Origin of the sequence: Mycobacterium sp. (assembly GCF_050701675.1) — a bacterium.
GTDB lineage: Bacteria > Actinomycetota > Actinomycetes > Mycobacteriales > Mycobacteriaceae > Mycobacterium.
On record NZ_JBOGDD010001347.1, the window covers coordinates 1 to 1,584 of the forward strand.

Here is a 1,584-nt window from a genome sequence, read left to right on the forward strand (position 1 = left end):
GACGAAGGATGCGGGCCGCGAAGATGCCGGCATCGTCCGCTTCAAGCACTATGGCGTGAACCAGCACGACACGCTGGTCTTCGAAGGTGAACGCACCGTGCTGATGAAGCGCCGTTCGGCCTGGGCCGACAAGTAAGACGCGGAACGGTTGGATGGTTCGGGAACGCGAGTGCGGTGCGGGCACCGCACTCCGACCCCGCGGCGTCTAGGGCGACTTGTCCTTTGCCGAGATCAGCTCGCCGAAACGGATCCACTTCGTTCCATCGAAGCGCGACACCCTCGCCTGCTGGATCGGCGAGTAGTCGGTCGGCGTGTAGCTCACCTTGATGCCGGGCAGAAGCAGCGGGAGTTCCACATCCGTGAGGTTGGTCGCCTGCTTCAGCACATTCTCGCGGCTCAGATCGTTGCCGCTGTTGCGCAGGATGCGCTCGATCAGGTGCGAGGTCATGTAGGCGAACGCCGCCGTCGAATCGGAGGCGGCCTCGTTCGGCGCGTACTCCTTCATGAAGGCATAGTACTCTTTCATCGCCGGATCGTCGTTCCACTCGGGATCTCCCGGGAACTTGACGAACTGCAGGCTGATGAGGTCCTTGGACTGCTCGAGGCCGGCCGGCTTCAGGACGTTGTCGAGCGAGGAGATCGCCTGCACGATCACGTGCGTGGGCTTCCAGTTCAGGTCGTGGACCTTACGGATGGCCTGGGCCCCGAACTTCGCCGTCGAGACGTTGAACAGCGTGTCGGCCCCGGAGTTCTTCAGCTCGATGATCTGACTGTCCACCGTGGTGTCGGTGACGTCGTAGCTCGATTCCTTGACGATCATCTTCCTGGCCCTGTCGCCAAGCGCGTCGCGAAATCCCTTCAGATAGCCTTTTCCGTACTCGTCGTTCTGGTAGAGGATGCCGATCTTCGCGTCCGGCTTGCTCGACAGGATGTAGCGCGCGAGCAAGGTCGCTTCGGTGGGCTGCAGCGTGTAGAACGCCGTCGACCAGGGGTAGGGATTGGGACTCGCGAACACGCCCGCCGCGCTGGAGATGACGAGGTGCGGCACCTTCTTCTGGTTCAGGTACTTCGCCACGGCGACGTTGGGGACCGTGCCGACGGAGCCGAACAGTCCCAGGACCTGTTCGCTCTCGACCAGCTCGCGAACGCGCTCCACGGCCTTGGGCGGACTGAAGCCATCGTCCAGCGACAGCAGCTTGACGGAGCGGCCGTTGATGCCGCCCTTGGCGTTCAGACGGTTGATGTAGGCGAGGTCGACGCGCCCCTGAACGCTCCATGCCGAGACCGGTCCGCTGTAGGGCATCGTCTGCCCGATCTTGATTTCCTTGTCGGTCACTCCCGGACCGTTGGTCTGCGCGATTGCCCCGGTCGTCAGCAGCAGGCCGAGCATTGCCGCTGACCATGCAGCACGGCGAGTCGAGATCATTGTTTCCTCCGTCGTGGTTCTTGCGATGACGCGAGACGCGTTCGCCAAAACCATGCGATGGCATATCCGGCTCACACAATGGCGAGCGGCGCCGGCACTGCGACTCATCACACTTGTGATGCACTCGTCGGCCGGGCGGACCGCGACCCGCGGTGCGC

General features: G+C 63.2%; 1 protein-coding gene. It reads right to left on the minus strand.

Going from position 1 to position 1,584, the window contains the following annotated elements:
• Positions 1-205: 205 nt before the first annotated feature.
• Positions 206-1,390 carry an ABC transporter substrate-binding protein gene (locus tag ACRDUX_RS41640; RefSeq protein WP_526423549.1) on the minus strand — a complete coding sequence of 395 codons (1,185 nt, stop codon included), beginning with the start codon at positions 1,388-1,390 and terminating at the stop codon, positions 206-208.
• Positions 1,391-1,584 lie beyond the last annotated feature (194 nt).

Coding starts and splice junctions, on each gene's coding strand:
- ACRDUX_RS41640 (WP_526423549.1), bottom strand. CDS start 1,390: ATGCTCGGCCTGCTGCTGACGACCGGGGCAATCGCGCAGACCAACGGT.